Source organism: Streptomyces sp. NPDC051738 (assembly GCF_044453205.1).
Taxonomy (GTDB): domain Bacteria; phylum Actinomycetota; class Actinomycetes; order Streptomycetales; family Streptomycetaceae; genus Streptomyces.
In genome coordinates this window covers 226727-248469 of record NZ_JBITCM010000003.1, presented here as the reverse complement: position 1 = coordinate 248469, position 21743 = coordinate 226727, and the positions used below count along the sequence as shown (strand labels likewise).

At 70.0% G+C, this 21743-nt stretch carries 23 protein-coding genes; 18 read left to right on the top strand and 5 right to left on the bottom strand.

From position 1 onward, the window contains the following. The first annotated feature begins 132 nt into the window (after positions 1 to 132). From ACIA8X_RS08970 to ACIA8X_RS08935, 8 genes are all read left to right on the top strand, one after another. Positions 133 to 879, top strand: a complete 747-nt coding sequence (locus tag ACIA8X_RS08970; protein WP_393444818.1) for a GNAT family N-acetyltransferase — start codon at positions 133 to 135, stop codon at positions 877 to 879. Between the two features lie 11 nt (positions 880 to 890). After that, positions 891 to 1037, top strand: coding sequence for a putative leader peptide (locus ACIA8X_RS08965; RefSeq protein WP_393444816.1), 147 nt, complete (start codon positions 891 to 893; stop codon positions 1035 to 1037). A 118-nt stretch (positions 1038 to 1155) separates the two neighbouring features. Further along, positions 1156 to 2361, top strand: a complete 1206-nt coding sequence (locus tag ACIA8X_RS08960) for an LLM class flavin-dependent oxidoreductase (protein ID WP_399458087.1) — start codon at positions 1156 to 1158, stop codon at positions 2359 to 2361. Positions 2362 to 2382: 21 nt separating this feature from the next. Further along, positions 2383 to 3765, top strand: a complete 1383-nt coding sequence (locus ACIA8X_RS08955; RefSeq protein WP_399458086.1) for an NtaA/DmoA family FMN-dependent monooxygenase — start codon at positions 2383 to 2385, stop codon at positions 3763 to 3765. Then, positions 3762 to 4844, top strand: a complete 1083-nt coding sequence (locus tag ACIA8X_RS08950) for an LLM class flavin-dependent oxidoreductase (protein WP_393444810.1) — start codon at positions 3762 to 3764, stop codon at positions 4842 to 4844. The genes ACIA8X_RS08955 and ACIA8X_RS08950 overlap by 4 nt, the downstream gene beginning before the upstream one ends. Then, positions 4837 to 5985 carry an LLM class flavin-dependent oxidoreductase gene (locus ACIA8X_RS08945; protein WP_399458085.1) on the top strand — a complete coding sequence of 383 codons (1149 nt, stop codon included), beginning with the start codon at positions 4837 to 4839 and terminating at the stop codon, positions 5983 to 5985. Before ACIA8X_RS08950 ends, ACIA8X_RS08945 begins: the two co-directional genes overlap by 8 nt. Before the next feature lie 86 nt (positions 5986 to 6071). Next, positions 6072 to 6989: a TIGR03564 family F420-dependent LLM class oxidoreductase gene (locus ACIA8X_RS08940; protein WP_399458084.1), complete on the top strand. Its 918-nt coding sequence runs from the start codon at positions 6072 to 6074 to the stop codon at positions 6987 to 6989. Between the two features lie 107 nt (positions 6990 to 7096). After that, on the top strand, positions 7097 to 7456 hold the full coding sequence (locus ACIA8X_RS08935; protein ID WP_393444804.1) for an iron chaperone: 360 nt from the start codon (positions 7097 to 7099) through the stop codon (positions 7454 to 7456). 21 nt (positions 7457 to 7477) lie between these two features. Here the strand turns inward: ACIA8X_RS08935 and ACIA8X_RS08930 are convergent, their stop codons facing one another. After that, on the bottom strand, positions 7478 to 8044 hold the full coding sequence (locus tag ACIA8X_RS08930) for a MarR family winged helix-turn-helix transcriptional regulator (protein WP_393444802.1): 567 nt from the start codon (positions 8042 to 8044) through the stop codon (positions 7478 to 7480). Positions 8045 to 8288: 244 nt separating this feature from the next. On the opposite strand from ACIA8X_RS08930, the gene ACIA8X_RS08925 reads away from it, so the two are divergent. From ACIA8X_RS08925 to ACIA8X_RS08895, 7 genes are all read left to right on the top strand, one after another. Beyond that, a complete protein-coding gene (locus tag ACIA8X_RS08925; protein ID WP_399458083.1) occupies positions 8289 to 9503 on the top strand; it encodes a cytochrome P450 in 1215 nt (404 codons plus the stop codon). Positions 9504 to 9535: 32 nt separating this feature from the next. Further along, positions 9536 to 9733 carry a ferredoxin gene (locus ACIA8X_RS08920; RefSeq protein ID WP_393444797.1) on the top strand — a complete coding sequence of 66 codons (198 nt, stop codon included), beginning with the start codon at positions 9536 to 9538 and terminating at the stop codon, positions 9731 to 9733. A 383-nt stretch (positions 9734 to 10116) separates the two neighbouring features. Beyond that, the gene (gene fusA / locus ACIA8X_RS08915) at positions 10117 to 12228 is read left to right on the top strand and encodes an elongation factor G (protein WP_399458082.1); all 2112 of its coding nucleotides are present in this window, start codon (positions 10117 to 10119) and stop codon (positions 12226 to 12228) included. Positions 12229 to 12457: 229 nt separating this feature from the next. Beyond that, the gene (locus ACIA8X_RS08910) at positions 12458 to 13774 is read left to right on the top strand and encodes an ABC transporter substrate-binding protein (protein WP_393444793.1); all 1317 of its coding nucleotides are present in this window, start codon (positions 12458 to 12460) and stop codon (positions 13772 to 13774) included. 5 nt (positions 13775 to 13779) lie between these two features. Then, positions 13780 to 14769 carry a carbohydrate ABC transporter permease gene (locus tag ACIA8X_RS08905; RefSeq protein ID WP_393444791.1) on the top strand — a complete coding sequence of 330 codons (990 nt, stop codon included), beginning with the start codon at positions 13780 to 13782 and terminating at the stop codon, positions 14767 to 14769. Positions 14770 to 14776: 7 nt separating this feature from the next. After that, entirely contained in the window at positions 14777 to 15616 is an 840-nt protein-coding gene (locus ACIA8X_RS08900) for a carbohydrate ABC transporter permease (RefSeq protein WP_393445481.1), read from the top strand. 29 nt (positions 15617 to 15645) lie between these two features. Then, positions 15646 to 17004 (top strand): GH1 family beta-glucosidase, encoded by a 1359-nt coding sequence (locus ACIA8X_RS08895; RefSeq protein ID WP_393444789.1) that lies wholly within the window; start codon positions 15646 to 15648, stop codon positions 17002 to 17004. On the opposite strand, the gene ACIA8X_RS08890 is transcribed toward ACIA8X_RS08895, so the two are convergent. After that, on the bottom strand, positions 16964 to 17398 hold the full coding sequence (locus tag ACIA8X_RS08890; protein WP_393444787.1) for a hypothetical protein: 435 nt from the start codon (positions 17396 to 17398) through the stop codon (positions 16964 to 16966). The genes ACIA8X_RS08895 and ACIA8X_RS08890 overlap by 41 nt on opposite strands. 104 nt (positions 17399 to 17502) lie before the next feature. On the opposite strand from ACIA8X_RS08890, the gene ACIA8X_RS08885 reads away from it, so the two are divergent. Beyond that, positions 17503 to 17679 carry a DUF397 domain-containing protein gene (locus ACIA8X_RS08885; protein WP_393444785.1) on the top strand — a complete coding sequence of 59 codons (177 nt, stop codon included), beginning with the start codon at positions 17503 to 17505 and terminating at the stop codon, positions 17677 to 17679. A 52-nt stretch (positions 17680 to 17731) separates the two neighbouring features. Here ACIA8X_RS08885 and ACIA8X_RS08880 read toward each other — a convergent pair whose 3' ends face one another. Continuing rightward, a complete protein-coding gene (locus ACIA8X_RS08880) occupies positions 17732 to 18883 on the bottom strand; it encodes an EcsC family protein (RefSeq protein ID WP_393444783.1) in 1152 nt (383 codons plus the stop codon). A 349-nt stretch (positions 18884 to 19232) separates the two neighbouring features. Between ACIA8X_RS08880 and ACIA8X_RS08875 the strand changes: the two genes are divergently transcribed. Then, positions 19233 to 19592, top strand: a complete 360-nt coding sequence (locus ACIA8X_RS08875) for an amidase (protein WP_393444781.1) — start codon at positions 19233 to 19235, stop codon at positions 19590 to 19592. 28 nt (positions 19593 to 19620) lie between these two features. On the opposite strand, the gene ACIA8X_RS08870 is transcribed toward ACIA8X_RS08875, so the two are convergent. Together ACIA8X_RS08870 and ACIA8X_RS08865 are read right to left on the bottom strand one after the other, a co-directional pair. After that, entirely contained in the window at positions 19621 to 20013 is a 393-nt protein-coding gene (locus tag ACIA8X_RS08870; protein ID WP_393444778.1) for an SCO5389 family protein, read from the bottom strand. Positions 20014 to 20085: 72 nt separating this feature from the next. Beyond that, a complete protein-coding gene (locus ACIA8X_RS08865; protein WP_393444776.1) occupies positions 20086 to 21033 on the bottom strand; it encodes an ATP-binding protein in 948 nt (315 codons plus the stop codon). A 170-nt stretch (positions 21034 to 21203) separates the two neighbouring features. Between ACIA8X_RS08865 and ACIA8X_RS08860 the strand changes: the two genes are divergently transcribed. Further along, the gene (locus ACIA8X_RS08860) at positions 21204 to 21740 is read left to right on the top strand and encodes a GNAT family N-acetyltransferase (RefSeq protein ID WP_393444774.1); all 537 of its coding nucleotides are present in this window, start codon (positions 21204 to 21206) and stop codon (positions 21738 to 21740) included. Positions 21741 to 21743 lie beyond the last annotated feature (3 nt).

Here is a 21743-nt window from a genome sequence, read left to right as displayed (position 1 = left end):
TCGCCGAGCGGAAGTTTATGCAGCTGCAATGATCAATCCCTCAACTGTCTGCTAGACATGGTGGAGTGACCTCCACAGCAGAATCCCGGCCCCGGACCATCGTCGACCCATAAGGACAAGGACTCCGTCTCCGTGGCACCTCCGATCGACGTTCGTGGTGGCGAAGACCTGGTCCACCCGAGCACGACCCTCCTGGACAACGCGGTCTGGTCCGCACTGGCCGGCCCGCACGCCCACTTCGCCGAACGGGTGGGCCGAGCCGCCCGCTATCCGGCCGACGTCTACGCGTTCGCCGCCGTCGCCGATCCGGCGGATCCTGGCGCCTGGGCAGATCTGCACACCCTCGCGGGACCCGCAACCGTCGTACGCGTCAAGGGAGTCGAGGGGGTGCCGGCCGGATGGGAAGTCGTCGGTGGCGGACGGGGCGTCCAACTGGTCGACACCGCGCTGCGTGCCGAACCCGCGCCGGAGGCGGTGCGGCTCGGACCCGACGACGTACCGGAGATCCTGGACCTGGTCGCCCGCGCCAGACCGGGACCCTTCCTGACGCGGACGGTCGAACTCGGCACCTACCTCGGCATCCGGCACCAGGGGCGGCTGATCGCGATGGCCGGTGAGCGGCTGCGGCTGCCCGGCTGGACGGAGATCAGCGCCGTGTGCACCGACCCGGCGTACCGCGGCCGGGGGCTGGCCACCCGGCTGGTGCGCGCGGTCGCCGCAGGCATCCGTGAACGCGGGGACACCCCGCTGCTGCACGCCTCCGAGACCAACACACAGGCGATCCGACTGTACGAGTCGATCGGCTTCACCCCGCGCCGCCGCACAAGAATCTTCCAGGTGCGCACGCCGGGAACACAGCGCGGAGCCGGGGCGTTGTGACTCATGACGGGATGTGTACTACGGCGCGACGGACGGGGGTTCGGCACATGCGACAGCTGCCCCACCCCTGTGCCCTGAACCCGCGCCGAGTCGTCCGCCTCCACTCCCGCCCGCACATAGATCTGCAGCGCGTCGCCGGCGCTCTCTGTCGCCCCTGACCCTCCCCCCCCCAGAGCCTTCGGCCGGGGGGACCAGTCCCGCTGCTCTCGCCATCGCCGTGCCCACTCCTGCGCGAGGCCGGCGATCTCGTAAGGATCTTCAGGAAGGCACCGACTCGTGTCCTCAACTACCCCTTCTCTCCTGCACCTTGCCGTCGCCCTGGACGGCACGGGCTGGCATCCCGCCTCCTGGCGCGAGCCGGTGGCCCGCCCCCGGGACCTGCTCACCGCGGGCTACTGGGCCGATCTGGTCGCGGAGGCAGAGCGCGGCCTGCTCGACTTCGTGACCATCGAGGACGGTCTCGGTCCGCAGTCCTCCCACTGGCTGGACCCGGACGAGCGCACCGACCAGGTACGCGGCCGTCTCGACGCCGTCCTCATCGCCTCCCGCGTCGCCCCGCTGACCCGGCACATAGGTGTCGTACCGACCGTGGTGGCCACCCACACGGAGCCCTTCCACATCTCCAAGGCCATCGCCACCCTCGACTACGTCAGCACCGGCCGCGCCGGCCTGCGCGTTCAGATCACCGCCCGCCCGAACGAAGCAGCGCACTTCGGCCGACGCACCGTCCCCCGCATCGAGGCCTACGACAGCCCGGCCGCCCAGGAGGTGGTGACCGACCTCTTCGACGAGGCCGCCGACCACGTCGAGGCGGTGCGCCGACTCTGGGACAGCTGGGAGGACGGCGCCGAGATCAGGGACGGCGCCACCGGCCGCTTCATCGACCGCGACAAACTGCACTACATCGACTTCGAGGGCAGACACTTCAGCGTCAAGGGCCCCTCCATCACGCCTCGGCCGCCACAGGGCCAGCCGATCGTCAGCGCCCTCGCCCACGACACCATTCCCTACCGGCTCGTGGCCCGCACCGCCGACGTCGGCTATGTCACCCCGCACGACGCCGACGAAGCCCGCGCCATCGTCGCCCAGATCCGTGCCGAGCAGAACGCGGCAGGGCGAGCCGCCGAGACCCTGCACGTCTTCGGCGACCTGGTGGTCTTCCTCGACGACGACCCGGCCGCCGCGACCGCCCGCCGGGAACGGCTCGACGCGCTCGCGGGACAGCCGTACACGAGTGACGCCCCGATCTTCACCGGCACTCCCTCCCAACTCGCCGACCTGCTCCAGGAACTGCAGAGCGCCGGGCTGACGGGCTTCCGGTTGCGCCCCGCCGTGGCCGGGCACGACCTCCCGGCGATCACCCGGGGCCTGGTCCCCGAACTCCAGCGCCGAGGTGTCTTCCGCAGCGCCTACGAAGCCGACACCCTGCGCGGGCTGCTGGGCCTGGCTCGCCCCGCCAACCGCTACGCCGCGACCGCCTGAGCCGGAGGGATTTCCACGACCATGAGCAAGCCGCTGAAGCAGATCCACCTGGCCGCGCACTTCCCCGGCGTCAACAACACCACCGTCTGGAGCGACCCCCGGGCCGGCAGCCACGTCGAGTTCAGCTCCTTCGTGCATTTCGCGCAGACCGCCGAACGCGCCAAGTTCGACTTCCTGTTCCTCGCCGAGGGGCTCAGACTCCGAGAACAGGGCTGGGAGATCTACGACCTGGACGTCGTCGGCCGCCCTGACACCTTCACCGTCCTCGCCGCGCTCGCCGCCGTCACCGAACACCTCGGACTGACCGGCACCATCAACTCCACCTTCAACGAGCCCTACGAGGTCGCCCGCCAGTTCGCCAGCCTCGACCACCTCTCCGGCGGCCGCTCCGCCTGGAACGTGGTCACCTCCTGGGACGCCTTCACCGGCGAGAACTTCCGCCGCGGCGGATTCCTGCCGCAGGAGGAGCGCTACTCCCGAGCCAAGGAGTTCCTGGCCACGGCGAACGAACTCTTCGACTCCTGGCACGGCGACGAGATCCTCGCCGACCAGGAGACCGGTGCCTTCCTGCGGGACGCGAAGGCCGGGGCCTTCGTCCACTCCGGCCGACACTTCGACATCCACGGCCGCTTCAACGTCCCGCGCTCCCCCCAGGGCCGCCCGGTGATCTTCCAGGCCGGCGACTCCGACGAGGGCCGAGAGTTCGCCGCCTCCGAAGCCGACGCGATCTTCAGCCGGCACGCCACTCTCGAAGCGGGCCGGGCCTTCTACACCGACGTCAAGAAGCGCCTCGCCAAGTACGGCCGCCGCGACGACCAGTTGCTGATCCTGCCCGCCGCCACCTTCACACTCGCCGACACCGACACCGACGCCGAGGCGGAGGAGCTGGCCAAACTGGTGCGCCGCCAGCAGGTCAGCGGCGCCACCGCCCTCAAGCACCTGGAGCTCGTCTGGAACCGGGACCTGTCCTCCTACGACCCGGACGGGCCGCTCCCCGACATCGACCCGGACGTCAGCGACAACCACATCTCCAAGGGCCGCGCCCAGGTCCGCATGTACCGCGACCCGTTGGCCACCGCCCGCGAGTGGCGCGAGCTCGCCGCCGCCAACAACTGGTCGATCCGCGACCTGGTCATCGAGTCCGGCAACCGGCAGAACTTCATCGGTTCGGCGGAGACGATCGCCCGCACCATCAACGAGTTCGTGCAGACCGACGCCGCCGACGGCTTCATCCTCGTCCCGCACATCACGCCCGGCGGCCTCGACGAGTTCGCCGACAAGGTCGTCCCGCTGCTCCAGGAACAGGGCGTCTTCCGCACCGAGTACGAGGGCCCGACCCTGCGGCACCAACTCGGCCTGGCCCACCCGGACGACGTAGCGGGTGAACAGCGGGCGGCGTCGTGAAGTTCCTCGCCATCACCCTGATCGTGCACCGCCCGGATCCGGTCACCGGAGAGCAGAAGCCGACCCACGACCGCTTCCGCGAGGTGATCGACAATGCGCTGCTCGCCGAGGAACTGGGCTTCGACGGCTTCGGCGTGGGGGAGCGGCACGAGCGGCCGTTCATCTCCTCCTCACCGACCGTCGTCCTCAGCCACCTCGCGGCACTGACCCGGCGCATCCGGCTGTTCACCGCCGTGACGACGCTCAGCCTCCTGGACCCGGTGCGGGCCTACGAGGACTACGCCACCCTCGACCATCTCTCCGAGGGCCGTCTGGAGTTGATCATCGGTAAGGGCAACGGCGCCGCCCAGCGCGAGCTCTTCCATGTCACCCCCGAGGACCAGTGGGACCGCAACGCCGAGAGCTACGAGGTGTTCCGGCAGATCTGGCGGCAGGACAAGGTCACGGCCAAGACCCGCTTCCGGCCGGCACTGACCGACGCCGAGGTGTGGCCGCGGCCCTACCAGCAGCCCGTCCGGGTCTGGCACGGCAGCGCCACCAGCAAGGAGTCGGTGGACCTGGCCGCCCGCTACGGCGACCCGCTGTTCTCGGCGAACGTCACCAACCCCATAGAGCCGTACGCCGAGTTGATCCGCTACTACCGCGAGCGCTGGGAGCACTACGGCCACGACCCGGCCGCCCTCGCGGTCGGTGCCGGCACGGCCGGGCTCCTGGTGACCCGCACCTCCCAGGACGCCCTCAACGTGTACCGGCCGATCTTCGAGGCGAACCTGGCGTTCCAGAAGCGGTTCGGTCTGCCCGTGGTCTTCGAGACCCTGGAGGACTTCGTCGAGCGCAGCTCCGCCCTGATCGGCAGTCCACAGCAGGTCATCGACAAGGTGCATCGTTACCACGAGCAGTTCGGGCACACCGTGCTCCATCTGCACGCGGACGCAGGCGGGCTGACGGACACTCAGCACCGCGACTCCCTTGAGCTGTTCCAGTCCGAGGCCGCCCCCGTACTGCGCCGCGAGATCCCTGACCCGCCCTTCCCCTGGGGACCGGTCCTGCCCGCCACAGAGGAGCCCGCCCATGCCTGACGTACCCCTCGGCGTCCTCGACCTGGTGCCGATCCCGTCCGGCTCGACAGCCGCCGACGCCCTGCGCAACTCCATCGACCTCGCCCGGCAGACCGAGCGCTTCGGCTACGCCCGCTACTGGTTCGCCGAGCACCACCTCAACCCGGGCGTCGCGGGCACGTCCCCTGCGGTCGTGCTCGCACTGACGGCGTCCGCCACCTCCACGATCCGGCTCGGCTCCGGCGCCGTACAGCTCGGCCACCGCACTGCGCTGAGCACGGTCGAGGAGTTCGGCCTGGTAGACGCCCTGCACCCGGGCCGCCTCGACCTCGGCCTGGGCCGCTCGGGCGGCCGACCCCCGGGACAGCCGGCCGCCCCACCACCGACGGCCACGCCGGTCGTCGACGGCCGGGCCCCGAACGGCCTGCCGATCCCGCCCCGCTTCTCCTTCGAACGACTCCTCGGCTCACCCCGGATCGCCCTTCAACGCAGGCTGCTCCTGCTGCCCGGCGCCGAGTCGCAGGACTACGCCGAGCAGATCGACGACATCCTCGCGCTGCTGGCCGGCACCTACCGCTCCCCGGAGGGCATCGAGGCGCGCGCCGTGCCGGGCGAGGGAGCCGATGTCGAGGTGTGGATCCTGGGCAGCAGCGGCGGCGTGAGCGCCGAGGTGGCCGGCGCGCGGGGACTGCGGTTCGCCGCGAACTACCACGTCAGCCCGGCCACCGTTCTGGAAGCGGTGGACGGCTACCGGTCCTCCTTCCAGCCCTCCGACGTCCTCGACAAGCCCTACGTCAGCGTCTCGGCCGATGTCGTGGTCGCCGACGACGACGAGACGGCCCGGGAACTCGCGGCGGGCTACGGCCCATGGGTGCGCAGCATCCGCACTGCCGAGGGCGCCATCGAGTACCCGACACCCGAGGAGGCACGCGCCCACCCCTGGACCGACGAGGACCAGGAGCTGGTGAGGGACCGCCTCGACACCCAGTTCGCCGGCTCACCGGGGCTGGTCGCCGACCGTCTGGAACAACTCCAGGAGGCCACCGGCGCCGACGAGTTGCTCATCACGACCATCACCCACGACCACAACGACCGGGTCCGTTCGTATGAACTCCTGGCGGCGGAATGGCGCCGCCGGGGTCACTCCTCGCGGACGCGCTGACGCTAGCGGACCCTGTTACGAGGCGGCCATGAACTTGTCATACGCGAGCCGGAATGACGTTCGCCAGCACGCCGGTTGCCCGAGGTATGACTATCGGAGTAGCGCTCAATCTCCAGAGCCGTCTCGACGCCACGGTGCAGCTCGCGCGGGAGGCCCATGAGGCCGGATTACGTTCCGTGTGGTTCGGGCAGACCTTCGCCTACGACTCTCCCTCGCTGGCCGCGATCACCGGCCGCGAAGTGCCCGGGCTGCACGTCGGGACAGCCGCCATCCCCATCTTCGGCCGTCATCCGCTGCTCGTCTCCAGCCAGGCCCAAACCGCCCAGGCGGCCACCGCAGGCCACTACCACCTTGGGCTCGCCCTCGGCACCAGGCAGCTGACGGAGGCCGGCTTCGGCATCCCGTACGAGCGCCCCATCCGCCTGCTCCGGGAGTTCCTCAGCGCCCTGCGCCAACTCGTCGAAACAGGCAGTGCCGATTTCCACGGAGAGCTGCTGACCGCCACCACACCACTGTCGGCGGCGGTGCCGGGCGCCGAACCGCCGGTGCCGATCCTCGTCGCGGCCATGGGACCGCAGGCGCTGCGCGTCTCCGGCGAACTCGCGGACGGCATCCTTCCGTACCTGGCCGGCCCGCGTGCGCTCGCAGAGCACATCGTCCCGGCCGTCACCGCCGCGGCGGAGGCGGCGGGCCGGCCGGCGCCGCGCATCGTGGCGTTCGTACCCGGCGTGGTCACCGCCCACGCCGAGGCAGTGCGGGAGAGCGCGACCGAGGCGCTCGCGTTCTACGAGCGGTTCCCCTCCTACCAGCGGGTCATCGGGCTCTCCGGCGGTACTCGGGCCGCCGACCTGGCCGTGATCGGCGACGAGGAGGCCGTCGCCGCCGAGGTGCGGCGGTACCGGGAGGCCGGGGCGACGGAGGTGGTGTTCTCTACGACGGACCTGGGCGGTGAGGCCGACCGGCGGCGCACCTGGAAGCTCCTGGGCGAGCTGGCCGGTGGCTGAGCCGGCCGTCAGTTGAGGAATCGCTCCACAGCTGTCCGACTCCGCCCGGCCACCGACGCCACCTCGAAGGATTGATCGGCATGATGGCCGCCGCTTAGCCTCACAGCATGGTGCACAGCACGGCGGACGATGTCGACGCCTATCTGGCCGAGGTGCCGGACGAACGCAGGGCGGCCCTGACGAGGCTGCGGGAGCTGTGCCGCGCGGAGCTGCGCGGCTTCAGCGAGGAGATGGCGTACGGCATGCCGACCTACCAGCGCGACGGTACGGCCGAGATCGCGTTCGCGAGCCAGAAGCAGTACATCTCCTTCTATCTGATGCGCGGCGATGTCCGTGACGCCTTCCAGGAGCGGCTGGCCGGACAGGACATGGGCAAGGGGTGCCTGCGTTTCCGCACACCCGGGAAGATCGACCTGGTGCGGGATCTGCTGCACGCCACCGCGGCCGACCGGGGCCAGATCTGCTGACGTCCCTGCCGGGGGGCGTCGTCAGTCGCGGTCGGCCGTGACCGCGCCGACTGCGGAACGGTCATCGTGGCCCGCCTCGCCCGCCTCGCCCGCCTCGCCCGCGTCGTCCGTGCCGCCCGTGTCCTCCGCGTTCCTCGGCCAGGGGCGGCCGGTGATGCGTTCGATGTCGGCGTTGAACTGCCGTAGGTCGGCGATGAACCGGTCCAGACGGTCGGGCGTCCAGTCGGCCACGACCGTGGACAGGCCGGTGACGATTCCCTCCCGCTGCTCCGACAGCAACCTGACGCCCTCCTCGGTGATGCGGAACTTGCGCGCCACGCCGCCGGCCGGGTCGAGCGCGCGCTCCACCAGCCCGTTGCGCAACAGGGCAGAGGTCTGGCGGGTGAACGTGGACGCGGCGAGTCCGAAGGCCTCGACGAAGTCCGGGATGGACATCGGGCCCTGGGCCTCGATCCTGTTGAGGAGCACGTAGGCGCTCTGGTCCAGCGGGTCCCCGCCGCGTGGGCCCCGGGGCGCCCTCATCTCCTTGTGGCGGGTCAGGATCAGCAGTTCCTGCTCGATACGCTCCGCGGCTTCTCGGGCGTCCACGCCGGTCTCCTTCCTGGCCGCGAAGGCCAAGTCCCCAAGTGCCCAATCCCCAGGTCCAAATCCCCAGGTCCCGAGGTCCCCTAGGCCCCTGAGGCCCCACCCTACGGTGAGATTGCGCCATACATGAAAATTGCATCATGCACTCTTGATGCATGATGCACAACGTGCGTAACGTGCCGTGCTGTGAACGCTTCCGCGTCGCTCACCCACCTCCCGCCGCCCCCCCCACGCAAGGTGATGCAAGATGCGCGAGAACGACCTTCTCCGGCTGCCACTCCCCAGCGACAATCCTTTGGAGCCGCCGGCCGAATGGGAGCAGCTGCGCCGCCAGTGCCCGGTGACCACCGTCGAACTCCCCAGCGGTGACAAGGCGACCTACCTGACCCGCTACGACCACGTCAAAGCCCTGCTGTCCGATGCCCGCTTCGTCCGCCCGACCGCCGAGGACGGCGCCGCCCGGATCGCCCCCGAGGGAGCGGGAGGTCCCGCCGCCGACGGCAGCACCACCCTGGCCCTGCCCGACCGCGGGGAACCGCACCTCAAGTGGCGGCGACAGGTGGGCAAGTACTTCACCGCCAGGCGCATGACGGCGCTGCGCCCGGGCATGGTGCGGACCGCCGAGAGCCTCGTCGACGACATGGTCCGCGGCGGACAGCCCGCCGACCTCAAGGCAGGGCTCGGGTTCCCGCTGCCCGTCTACGTCATCTGCGACATCCTGGGCGTCCCCGCCGGGGACCGGGACCGCTTCTCGCACTGGTCCGACGCCTTCCTCAACGTGAGCCGCTACTCCGGCGACCAGACCCGGGTGGCCTACACCGAGTACGCCGAGTACATGTCCGCGCACATCGCGGCGACGCGCGCCGAGCCGGGCGACGACCTGATCAGCATGGTGATCAGGGAGAGCGAGGAGGAGGGCCAGGGGCTCACCGACGACGAACTGCTCGGCACCGCCATGGGCCTGCTGGTCGCCGGGCACGAGACCACCGCGAACATGATCGGCAAGATGATCGCGATGCTGCTCGCCGACCGGACCCGCTGGGAGCGGCTGCTCGCCGACCCCACCCTGGTGCGCACCGCGGTCGACGAGGCGCTGCGCTTCGACGCCAACCTCGGCTTCGGCCTGCGGCGTTATCTCACCGAGGACGTCGAGATCGACGGCGAGGTGCTGCCCAGCGGCACGACCGTCGTGTGCAGCATGCCGTCCGCCAACCGGGACGAGCAGGTCTTCGCCGACGCGGACGACATGGTGCTGTCCCGGTCCCCGAACCCGCATCTGACGTTCGGCGTCGGACCGCACTCGTGCCTGGGGCAGAGCCTGGCCCGCACCGAACTGCAGGTCACCCTCGAAGTCCTCCTCCGCAAGCTGCCGACTCTTCAACTGGCCGTATCCGTCGATGAGTTGCTGCGTGTGGAGGGACTCCTCATCGGCGGACTGCGGACGGTACCCGTGCGGTGGTGACGGCTCCCCGGCGAGAAAGAAGGGCAACGGACGTGAAAGTCAAGGTGGACCAGGGCCGCTGCTGCGGCGCCGGCCAATGTGTGCTGATCGCACCCGAGGTCTTCGACCAGCGTGACGACGACGGCATCGTCACCCTCCTCGAACCGGACCCCGCCCCCGACCTGCAGTCAGCCACCCGAGAAGCCGCCGCGGTCTGCCCCGCGGCGGCGATCACCATCGACGACGAGTAAGAGAAAAAAACCGGCTGCTTCGACCAGGCCCGGTTCCCTAGACTCGGCACGCAATCACGCGCCGTCCACCACCCGGCGGCGCGTCCGTCGTGACGAGTGGAGGGACCGGGCCATGTGTGATCACACCGCTGCCGTCGTCTCCCTCTGCCGGTACGAGGTGATCCTGGTGTCCTCGTCCGCCCGGTGCCCGCTGCGCGGCCGGTACCGGATGCCCGTGACGAACACCTGAGAGCGCCTCGCGCCCGAGCACATCAACCCTCCTGCCGTAGCCCCCTTCTGACGGGACGACAGGCCGTGCTCGCGTGCGCCTCGTGCACGCTGGTGCCGTCCGGGAATCGCGCTGAACCCGTTCCGCTTCCGGATCATCGGAAAGGCCAAGGGCCGTGCGCACCAACCTCAACGCCAATCTCAACACCAACATCAACACCCCCCTCGCCGTCGTCCGCAACCTCGGCATCCTCGCCCACGTCGACGCCGGCAAGACCACCGTCACCGAGCGGATCCTGTACGCCACCGGGACCACGCACAAGCGCGGCGAGGTCCACGACGGCACCACCATCACCGACTTCGACCCGCAGGAGCGCGATCGCGGCATCACCATCTTCGCGGCGGCGGTCAGCTGCACCTGGGACGGTCACCGGATCAACCTGATCGACACCCCCGGGCACGTCGACTTCGCCGACGAGGTGGAGCGTTCGCTGCGTGTCCTCGACGGTGCGGTCGCGGTGTTCGACGCCGTCGCGGGCGTAGAGCCGCAGAGCGAGTCGGTGTGGCGGCAGGCCGACCGGCACGGCGTGCCGAGGATCGCGTTCGTCAACAAGCTGGACCGTGCCGGGGCCGACCTCGACACAGCGGTCGCCTCGATCCGGGAACGGCTGCATCCGGCGCCGCTGGTCGTGCAGTTGCCCATCGGTGCGGAGGACGGCTTCCGCGGCGTCGTGGACCTCGTACGCATGCGGGCACTGGTGTGGGCCGACGGCGCCGAGGCGGTCGTAGAAGAACCCGTGCCACACGACATCCGCGAGGAGGCGCAGCGGCGTCGGCGGCTGCTGGAGGAGGCCGTGGCCGAACTGCACGCCGGCGCGCTGGAGGAGTTCTGCGCGCGGTCGACGGTCACGCCTCAGACCCTCGTCACCGCCCTGCGCGACCTGACGCGCACGGGCGACGGCGTGGTCGTGCTGTGCGGCTCGGCCTACCGCAACCGGGGGATCGAGCCGCTGCTCGACGCGGTCGTGGCCTATCTGCCCTCGCCGCTCGACGTGCCGGCCGTACGCGGCCTGCGCGACGACGTCGACGAAGAGCGGCCCGCGGATCCGCAGGCTCCGTTCGCGGCACTGGCGTTCAAGGTGAGCGCCACCGCGACCGGGCGGCTGACCTACCTGCGGGTGTACTCGGGAATGATCGAGAAGGGAGACACGGTGTACGACGCCGGCGCGCGGCGCACCGAGCGGATCGGGCGGATCCTGCGGGTCCAGGCCGACCGTCACGCCCAGGTGGACCGGGCGGTCGCCGGGGACATCGTGGCCGTGGTCGGCCTGAAGTCGACCCGTCCGGGCTCCACCCTGTGCGCACCGGACGCCCCGCTCGTCCTCGAACCGCCCGGTGTGGCCGACCCGGTGGTCTCCGTGGCGGCCGAGGCGCGCAGGTCCACCGACACCGACCGGCTGGCCTCCGCGCTCGGGCGGCTGGCCGAGGAGGACCCGTCGCTGGTCGTGCGGACCGACGCCGAGACGGGGCAGACGGTGCTGTCCGGCATGGGTGAACTGCATCTGGAGGTGGCGGTGGAGAAGATCCGTAGGGACAGCGGGCTGGAGGTCAACGTCGGGCGTCCCCGGGTGTCCTATCGGGAGACGGTCGGCCGCGGGGTCTCCGGCTACGTCTTCCGGCACGTCAAACAGGACGGCGGGGCAGGGCAGTTCGCGCACGTGGTCCTGGACGTGGAGCCGCTGGAAACGGAGTCCGGCTTCGAGTTCCGCTCGGCCGTCGTCGGCGGGCGCGTTCCGCAGGAGTACGTCCGTGCCGTCGAGGCCGGCTGCCGGGACGCCCTCGCCGAAGGCCCGCTCGGCGGCCACCCGGTGACCGGGCTGCGCGTCACCCTCACCGACGGGGCGACCCACGTGAAGGACTCCTCCGACACGGCCTTCCGCACCGCCGGCCGCCTCGGCCTGCGCGATGCCCTGCGCACCTGCGCGATGGTCCTGCTGGAGCCGGTCGTCGAGGTCACGGTCACCGTGCCCGAGGACGCGGTCGGCGGCGTGCTCGGCGACCTCGCGGCGCGACGGGGTCGGGTGACCGGCTCGACCACGCGGGCGGGCGCGGCGATCGTCACGGCGACCGTGCCGCTGGCGGAACTGTTCGGCTATGCGACGCGGTTGCGCAGCCGCACCCAGGGCCGCGGCAGCTTCACGTCCCGGCCGACCGGGTACGCACCGGCGCCGGCAGGGGCAGGGGCAGGGGCAGGGGCAGCGGCGCCGATGACGACGGCCACGCGGTAGGGCGACGGCGTTGCGGTAGAGCGGACAGGGCCTGTCGAGGAACGGGCCCGCCGTCCTCCGCAGGCGACTCCTCCCGCAGGCAGCCCCTCCCATTGGCGGCCCCTCCCATAGGCGGGAGGGGCCGCCCCACGGAAGGCGTGTCAAAACCCTTGACGCATCCGCCTCCTGAGGCTTAACTCACGCTCTAAATTAAGCCGTGACGCACTTCCCGGAAGGGCCACCCAGGAGCATGCGCAGCATCCGAGCCGCGGCCGTAGGCGCCGTCACCATGTCCCTCGCCCTGGCCGCCTCGGCCTGCGGTGGCGGTACGTCGACGGGCGGCGGGCCCGACGACTCGCCGAAGACCCTCACCTACTGGGCGTCCAACCAGGGCGCGAGCATCGAGGTCGACAAGAAGGTCCTCCAGCCCGAACTCGACAAGTTCGAGAAGCAGACCGGCATCGAGGTGAAGCTGGAGGTCGTGCCCTGGTCGGACCTGCTCAACCGGATCCTCACCGCGACCACCTCAGGGCAGGGCCCCGACGTCCTCAACATCGGCAACACCTGGAGCGCCTCCCTCCAGGCCACGGGTGCGCTGCTGCCCTGGGACGCCGAGCAGTTCGGCAAGATCGGCGGCAAGGACCGGTTCGTCGAGTCGGCGCTCGGCTCGACCGGCGCGCAGGGCCAGGACCCGGCCGCGGTGCCGCTGTACTCGATGGCGTACGCGCTCTACTACAACAAAAAGATGTTCGCCGACGCGGGCATGGAGAAGCCGCCGGCCACGTGGGACGAGCTCACAGCCGCCGGCCAGAAGCTGTCGCAGGACGGCAAGTGGGGCCTGGGGACGGAGGGTTCGAACCCGTCGGAGAACATCCACCACGCCGTCGTCTTCGCCAAGCAGCACGGCGCCGACTTCTTCACCGCCGACGGCAAACCCGACTTCACCTCCGGCGGAGCGGTCGCGGGCGTCAAGCAGTTCGTCGACCTGATGGCCAAGGACAAGATCATCGCCCCGGGCAACGCCGAGTACGCGCAGAACCAGTCCGTCAGCGACTTCGCCAAGGGCAAGACGGCGATGCTGCTCTGGCAGTCCGCGTCCGCCAACCTCAAGTCGCAGGGCATGAGCGAGGACGCCTACGGCATCGCCCCCGTGCCCGTGCGGTCCGGCACCCCCGGCTCCGGTACCGGCGTCAACTCCATGGTCATGGGCATCAACCTGGCCGTCTTCAAGAACACCGACAACCTCGACGGTGCCACGAAGTTCGTGAAATTCATGACGAGCGACGCGGAGCAGAAGACCCTCAACGAGGCCTACAGCTCCATCCCGCCGGTCAAGGGCGCCCAGTCGGACCAGGCCTTCAACACGGCGGCGAACACGGTCCTCAAGGACACCCTCGCGGGGAGCGCGGTCGCGGCACCCCAGGTCGCCGACGAGTCCCAGTTCGAGACGACGGTCGGTACGGCCATCAAGGAACTGTTCGCCGATGCGGCCGCCGGCCGCCCGGTGACCGAGGACTCGGTGAAGGCGGCCCTGGAGAAGGCCCAGCAGCAGATGCCGACGAAGTGAGCACCATGACGACCACGGTCCCCGCAGCGACCGATGCGCGTCAGAGCTCGCCCGGGACGGCGGACGGCCCCCGCCGCCGCCCCGGGCGGATCCGCCGCATCGGACTGCCGTACCTGCTGCTCCTGCCCGCGCTGCTCCTCGAACTCCTGGTCCACCTGGTGCCGATGGTGATCGGCATCGTGATGAGCTTCAAGGAGCTCACACAGTTCTACATCCGCGACTGGACCACCGCGCCCTGGAACGCCCTCGACAACTACAAGATGTCGGTGGACTTCAACGCCCCCGTGGGCGAGGCGCTGCTCCACTCGTTCCTGGTCACCGTCGCCTTCACGCTGCTCTCGGTCGGCCTGTGCTGGCTGATCGGCACGGCCGCCGCGGTCTACCTGCAGGACACCTTCCGCGGCCGGGGCCTGCTGCGCGCCCTGTTCCTGGTGCCGTACGCGCTGCCGGTCTACACGGCCGTCATCACCTGGGTGTTCATGTTCCAGCACGACAACGGCCTGGTGAACCACGTCCTGCACGACCAGCTAGGCCTCATCGACAAGCCCTCTTTCTGGCTCATCGGCGACAACAGCTTCGTCGCGCTGCTGACGGTGTCGGTGTGGAAGGGCTGGCCGTTCGCCTTCCTCATCGTCATGGCCGGGCTGCAGAACATCCCGAAGGAGCTGTACGAGGCGGCGGCCCTGGACGGCGCGGGGATGTGGCAGCAGATCCGCCGGATCACCCTGCCGTCACTGAGCCCGGTCAACCGGGTCCTGGTGCTCGTCCTGTTCCTGTGGACGTTCAACGACTTCAACACGCCGTACGTCCTGTTCGGCAAGGCGGCGCCCGCGGCGGCCGACCTCATCTCGGTCCACATCTACCAGGCGTCGTTCGTCACCTGGAACTTCGGCACCGGCTCGGCCATGTCCGTACTCCTGCTGCTCTTCCTGCTCGTCGTCACGGGCGGGTACCTGGTGCTCACCTCGCGCGGACGGAGTGCCTCCCATGCGTAACTCGCCCATGGCTCCGCCGCGTTCCTTCCTCTGGTCCCGGCGGATCTTCCTCACCCTGCTCACCGGCTTCGTGCTGGTCCCCGTCTACGTGATGGTCTCCAGCTCGCTGAAGCCGCTCGCGGACGTCACGGGGAAGTTCCGCTGGCTGCCCAGCGACCTCACCATCCGCCCGTACATCGACATCTGGTCGACGGTGCCGCTCGCGAGGTACTTCGTGAACTCGCTGATCGTGGCGGGCGCGGCGACGGTCTGCTCGGTGGTGATCGCGGTGTTCGCCGCGTACGCCGTCAGCAGGTACTCCTTCCGGGGCAAGCGCGTCTTCACGGTCACCGTCCTGTCCACGCAGATGTTCCCGGGCATCCTCTTCCTCCTCCCGCTGTTCCTCATCTACGTCAACATCGGCAACGCCACCGGCATCGCCCTGTTCGGCTCGCGCGGCGGCCTGATCCTGACGTACCTCACCTTCTCCCTCCCGTTCTCGATCTGGATGCTGATCGGGTACTTCGACTCGGTGCCGCGCGACCTGGACGAGGCGGCGCTGGTGGACGGCTGCGGCCCGCTCGGCGCGCTGTTCCGGGTGGTCGTACCGGCCGCGATACCCGGGATCGTCGCGGTCGCCGTCTACGCCTTCATGACCGCGTGGGGCGAGGTGCTGTTCGCGTCGGTGATGACCAACGACACCACGCGCACCCTCGCCGTAGGCCTCCAGGGCTACTCCACGCTCAACGACGTGTACTGGAACCAGATCATGGCCGCCTCCCTGGTCGTCAGCGTGCCCGTGGTGGCCGGGTTCCTCCTCCTCCAGCGCTACCTGGTCGCCGGCCTGACGGCCGGAGCCGTCAAGTGACCGACTCTCCCGTCCGCGAAGGGACTTCAGTGACCATCGACCTCGCCGCACTCCCGCACGACTTCCTGTGGGGCACGGCCACATCGGCGTACCAGATCGAGGGAGCCGTGGCGGAGGACGGCCGTTCCCCGTCGATCTGGGACACCTTCGCGCACACGCCGGGCAAGATCGACGGCGACGACCACGGTGACGTCGCCTGCGACCACTACCACCGCTGGCGCGAGGACATCGCGCTGATGCGCCAACTGGGCACGAACGCCTACCGGTTGTCGATCGCGTGGCCGCGGGTCGTCCCGGACGGCAACGGCCCGGCGAACCCCAAGGGCCTCGCCTTCTATGACGAGTTGATCGACGGCCTGCTGGCGGCGGGCGTCACCCCGTCCGTCACCCTCTATCACTGGGACCTGCCGCAGACGCTCCAGGACCGGGGCGGCTGGCCCGAGCGGGCGACCGCCGAGCACTTCGCGGCGTACGCCTCGGTCGTCGCCGAACGCCTCGGAGACCGCGTCACCCACTGGACGACCCTCAACGAGCCCTTGTGCTCGGCGTGGATCGGCCACCTGGAAGGCAAGATGGCCCCCGGCCTGACCGACCTCACGGCGGCGGTCCGAGCCTCCTACCACCTCCTCCTCGGCCACGGTCTCGCCACGCAGGCCATCCGCGCGGCCGCGCCGGACGCCCAGGTCGGCATCGTCACCAACCTCTCCACCGTCCACCCGGCGACCGACCGCCCCGAGGACCTCGCCGCAGCCCGCCGCATGGACGGCCACACCAACCGTTGGTGGCTGGACCCGGTGCACGGCCGAGGCTTCCCGACGGACATGCGCGAGCTGTACGGCGTCGAACTCCCGGAACAACCAGGCGACTTGGAGACGATCGCCGCCCCCCTCGACTGGCTGGGCCTGAACTACTACTTCCCGACGACCGTCTCCGACGACCCCACGGGCCCCGCCCCGCACGCCCGCGCCATCCGCCGCCCCGACGTCCCACGCACCGGCATGGACTGGGAGGTCGACGCGAACGGCATCGAGGCCCTTCTCCTCCGCCTGACCGAGGAGTACGGCGCCCGCAAGCTGTACGTCACCGAGAACGGCTCCGCCTACCGGGACGTCGTGCGCCCCGACGGCACGGTCGACGACCCCGAGCGGCAGGACTACCTGGTCCGGCACCTGGCCGCCTGCGCGTCCGCCGCGCGGAAGGGTGCACCGTTGGCGGGGTACTTCGCTTGGTCGTTGCTGGACAACTTCGAGTGGGCGTATGGCTACGACAAGCGGTTCGGGCTGGTGCATGTCGACTACGGCACGCAGGCCCGCACGATCAAGGGCTCCGGGCATCGGTACGCGGACATCATCCGCGCGCACGGGGCACGGGACGAGCGCGCGGTCTGACAGCCGGAGTCGAGGCGGACAGCTCGCGCCGCGCCCGATCCGCATGGGCCAGCGGAAGGGGGAGTCGCTGGAGTCTTCCGCACGACACCATGCCCAGGACACGGTTGTCCCAGATGTCGGTCTCCCGGTCGAAGGTGCGTATGCGCAGTTGGTCGAGCTGCCCGCAATGGCGGGTGGCCTGGGCCGCGAAGTCCAGGCGCCTCCGGCGCACCGGTTCGAGGCTCTGGCGCCGTACATAGTCGCGTCGCAGCCCGTCTCGCACCAGTTCCACACACTGTTCCAGCAGGGCCGCGGCCACCAGGTCCAGTACCTGCTTGCGCTCGTCCTCGATGGCGGCCTGGACCTCTGAGACGGTGCCCCGGTCGAACTCGGCTGCGGCCGCCCACACATCCACCGCTCAGGTCATGAGGATCATGATGGCGGCGGTCGGTCGACGTCTCCGCCTTCGGCTCTGGGGGGCCGGCCGGGCTGCGGCAGCGGACTCGGTACGGGTTCTGGATGAGCCGGTCGTTTTCGGGGAGCGTGCCTTCGTCGAGGGGTGCCGCCTTGAGTGTGGAGGTCGCCGTCACCGAACAGGCCATCCACGTACGGGACTCCAAGGACGTGGCGCGTCCGCCTGTCGCTGTCGGGCGTGAGGAGTGGTCGCGGTTCGTGGGGTTCGCGGCGGGGGCCTGAGCCGTGTTCGTCCCGGCGGTCGCGTGGTCACGTACGCCGCCGGGACGCCGGGTCAGTGGAGGTCGGGTCCGCCCGCCTCGGCTATCTCGTCGAGCAGGCTGATCTCCTCGTCGGCTTCGTCCGCGGCATCCGGGCCGTCCGGGCTGGTGTCGGGAAACGATCCGGCTGTCTCTTCGTCAGCGAGTTGCGGGTACTTCTCCAGGAGGAACCGCCGCCGGTACGCCACCTCGGCGGCGTCGACGATCCCCTCCAGAGTGGTCCAGTTGAGGGTGCCTCCCACGACGATCCCGAATGCGGGTACGGCCTTGCCGAGCCCCTTCTTGGTGAGTCGAAAGCCGAACGCCTTCGCGAACTGCTGGGAGACCTTGGTGACAACCGCGTCGTTCAGGACCTCCCACGTCTTGCCGCGGAAGAGTGCTTGGGTGAGCCGCGAGATGTCGGCCATCGCGGCGTTCTTGGCGGAGGCCGAACTTGCCGTCCCGACGTTGACGACAGACATCACGAACAGCTTCTCGGCGGGCTCCTCGGGGTCGTAGCCGTAGAACAGCGAGACCTGGCCGACGGCACGGGACGCGAGTCCGAGGACGACCGCGGTATCGGCGACGAATGCGCCCGCGATCGCACCCCCCGAAGGAGCTGCCGCGGCACCGGCGGAGGCGGCGATGGCGAGCTGGCCTCCGGAGATCACCAGCCCCGCACTGGCTCCCGAGAGCGCGGCGGCGGCTGGGTAGTACAGGTTCGCCGCCCGTCCACGGACCGCGTCGATCTGCTGGAGGTCGAGGCGGCGCAGGTCGGACAGCGACGCGACGTCATGCCCGCGCTTCTTGTGGAGCGCCACCACGCGCTTGGCGGAGAGGCCCGCTCGCGAGGCCCGCCCCACCGTCTGCCGTACGGACTGAAAGGCGGTACCGCTCCAGTCCGGGAGGCGGTCGGCGGCCCCGCGCGCCCCCGCGCCGACCTTTTGAGCGCCCTTGGCGACGACTTCCTGTCCCCGCGAGAGCGCAGACTTCGCCCGTGGGTGGTTCTCCAGTTGCTTCGCGGCACGCCTGCCGAGTTCCGAGACCCCGCTGGCCACTTGCTCGCCGGCGTGTCTCATCGCTCGTGACAGGGGGCGGCCCTTGAACTGCTGGACGGCACGCCATGCGTCGAGCTCGTAGTCCGAGGGCAGCTGATCGGGCTGCTGCGGGTACCGCGGGTTGCTCATGGTCCGTGGCGCTCCTGTCTGAGGGTGAGTTGTCAGGCGGAGTGGCGGGGCCGTGGCCGGGGACGGGGTGAGGGTGGGGGAGTAGGTCTCGCCTTCGACGAGCGGGTTCTCCAGGTGAGGCCGGCGGTGGCCATGCGGTCGTACTCGGCGACGATCGCCGTACTCGTCCTCAGGACTCTGTCCATCCCGCATGCCTGAGTATCGTCCAATGCCGCCTCCACGCACCCCCGTTGGGCAAGGTCACGCGATCGGGTGCGTTCCCGGCTGCGGGCACGAGAGGGAGTACGCGGGCTGGGCTTACACCCCTCCGCCACCTCCCGTGCCGCCTGGATACCACCGATTCGCCCTGGTGGACGAAGCATTCGACGGCGAGGGATTCGATGCCTTGCGGTACGCGAGCCTGCGTGAGAGGCCGCCTTCCGGGTGTGAGCCCGTCGACTGGGGATGCTTAGCCCTGAAGTGCGAGCGGCCTGGAGCGACGCTGTGGGAAGCGGTGGCGGACACGGTCTCCGAGGTTCGGCGCGATCACGGCGTGCTGATGAGCGGCCTTGGTATCGAGAAGGTCCATGAGTGGTTCGATGCCACGAAGAACGGATACGGGGCGGAGATCGCGGCCCAGTTGGTGATGATGGGCGTGTACCGTGCCGCACTGCTCGGCTACGGTCGCTCGGACGTGATCCGGCTACTCGACGCGACGGGCGTTCAGTAGCCGAATCGAAGAAGGCAGCGGGGTCAGCTCAGCAGTCCCGAAACTCCGCCGACTGATTCAACACCTGCGCCCGCACAGAAGTGAACCGCGCAAACGTCTCCCCACCCCGCGCCTCCGCCCGGAACGCCGCCACCCGATGGCAGTTCTGGAAGGCGAGGCTCACGCCGAAGTGGCGCTCCAGACTGCCACGGATCGCGTCGCTGGCGAGGGCGCGCAGGAGTTGGCCGCGTTCCTTCTCGGACGGGGGAGGGGTCTGGTTGTCGGTGAACTCGGCCGTGCCGTCGCGGAGTTCGGCGGCGAGAGAGGCGATGAGGTCGTAGGCATACGGCAGGGAGGTGCGGACGGTGTCCACGAAGTCCTCCTCGCGGATGTCGCCGTGTTCGGCTTCGGCGAGGAGCTTCGGGGAGACGTCTAGAGACATTCGGGGGTTCCTGTTCAGCGATCGAGGGAGGGGAGGGGAAGGAAGGGAAGGAGAGAGGGAGGGGGACCGTGGTCAGGCCAGTGCCGCCGGCCCCGGCACGAACCCCGGGTCCACCTGCGCGGCCAGATCCTGCCCCGTCCTGTCGTCCCCCCACGCGCGCGCATTGCGCAGGTGGAACTCGACCGCGTGGCCGTGGGTCGTGGGCCAGTCCTTCCGGCAGGCGTCGACCGCCTCGCGCAGGACGTTCAGGGCGTGCGCGTTGTGCGACTCCAGCTCGCCCTGCTCCCGGCCCTGTTCGGCCGCGCGGACCCAGGGGGAGTGGACCAGGTGGGTGAGGAGGTCGTCGCCGACCTCCTCCTTGAGGAAGAGCAGGTCGTCCTCGCCCGTCACCTTGTTGCCGATGACCGCGATGCGGATGCCGAACTCCCGCGCGTGGTCGCGGTACTGGCGGTACACCGAGACACCCTTGCGCGTGGGCTCGGCCACCAGGAACGTCATGTCGAAGCGGGTGAACAGGCCCGAGGCGAAGGCGTCCGCGCCCGCCGTCATGTCGACCACCACGTACTCGCCGGGGCCGTCGACGAGGTGGCCGAGGTAGAGCTCGACCCCGCCGAGCTTGGAGTGGTAGCACGCCACCCCGAGGTCGCTCTCGTCGAACTCGCCCGTCACCATCAGCGGAACGTCCCCCACGCGCCGGACGTGCCGCGCGTGCAGCTCGTCGTCGCCGAGCAGGGTCAGCAGGCGGGAGCCGCGTCCGGGCGGGGTGGTCTTGATCATGGCGTCGGCGGAGGGGATGCGCGGGTTGGTGCCGCGCAGGAACTCCTTGATGTCCCGCAGGGCGGAGCCGAGCGGCGGGGCGGCCGGCTCGTCGCCGTGGTGGCCCAGGGCTTCGGCGAGGTGCTGGTTGATGTCGCCGTCGATGGCCAGCACGGGCGCGCCCGAGTGGGCCAGGTGGCGGGAGAAGAGCGCGGACAGAGTCGTCTTGCCGCTGCCGCCCTTGCCGACGAACGCGATGCGCATCAGCGGCACCCCGACTTCACCGTCAGAGTATCCTTTTTGAAAATGGATGTCATGTGGCAAGGTTGGAGGTGATCTTCGATCACTGTCAAATCGCCTGAGCCGTAAGGGGGTTGAGTGGCGAGGCGGGGTGGGTGGAAAGGCCTTTCGCGCTTGATGCCTATGATGTGCAAGTGCACGACTACAGCATCAGGGCGGCGGGCCCGGACGACCTCGACGGTGCGCGAGCCCTGATGCTCGACACCGTCTACCACGACTTCGGCACCGGCTATGTGCCCCGCTGGCACGCGGACATCATCGATCCGGCCGCCGCCTACCTCGCCCCGCCCCGCCACACCCTCCTGGTCGCGATCGACCCGCGCGACAACGGTGTCGTGGCCACCGCCGCCCTCGACTCCCGCGGTCCGGCCCACCCGCCGAACCCGCGCGACCTCGCCGAGCGCTACCCCTCCGGCGAGACCGCGCAGCTGCGCCGCGTCTACGTCCGCGCCGAGCACCGCCGATGCGGCCTCGCGGGCCGGCTCGTCGCCGAGTTGCTCGCCTTCGCCGCGGCGGACGGCGGCTACCGCGCCGTCTATCTGCACACCGACCCGAAGGTGCCCGGCGCCGAGGGCTTCTGGCGCTCGCTCGGCAAGGTCGTGCACGACGAACGCGAGGACACCGACGGCGGCAACGGCGTCGTCCACTTCGAGATACCCATGGAGCGATAGACC